We start from the raw sequence: 622 nt of genomic DNA on the forward strand, positions 1-622 counted from the left end.
ATTTCCTGAATAGATGAAGCCGTCATTTTTAGTACTGGATACATTGGCCTTGATGTTTTCACCGTTTATCTTTCCTGAGTTTGTAAACTCAGCTCCTGCAACATCAATTCCTTTTCCATCAACCGTTCCGTTGTTCACAAGCGAGCTTGCCGCCTTAATATTCCCATTTGTGGCAAATGTTCCAGAGTTTTCAATTCTCTCTCCTATAATACCTTTTCCAGCCGCAATTTTGCTGGAACTAGTGGCATTTTTTATATTCTTGGCATCAATTGTATCATTGGCAAGCAGTTTTCCTGAATTGTCAATGTTTCCGCCTGAAATCTTTCCAATTGCCGTAATGTCTCCGCTGTTTGTAATGTCATCCGTCTTAAGGTCCACGCCTTCAACTTTTCCAGTATTCTTCAGGTTATTGACTTCCAGATTCTTGACATAGATGTTCCCATTGTTTTCAGCATTCTTCCCTGTCAAGTCCTCATTTGCCGCAATTCTTCCATCATTCTTAATGTTTCCTGCAACTGATATGTTCTTGGAAGTTTCAACAGCCCCGCTGTTCTCCAGCTTTCCTGAAACTGTGATTTTTCCGTTTGCCCTTACATTCCCTGACGTTACCAGGTCATCGGAT

General features: G+C 41.3%; 1 protein-coding gene. It reads right to left on the bottom strand.

Annotated features, from left to right (window positions below; genetic code table 11):
* Positions 1–622 (bottom strand): hypothetical protein (locus tag HMPREF1552_RS12740; protein WP_021743612.1); only part of this gene is annotated, 622 nt, incomplete at both ends.

Origin of the sequence: Leptotrichia sp. oral taxon 879 str. F0557 (genome assembly GCF_000469385.1) — a bacterium.
Lineage (GTDB): Bacteria > Fusobacteriota > Fusobacteriia > Fusobacteriales > Leptotrichiaceae > Leptotrichia > Leptotrichia mesophila.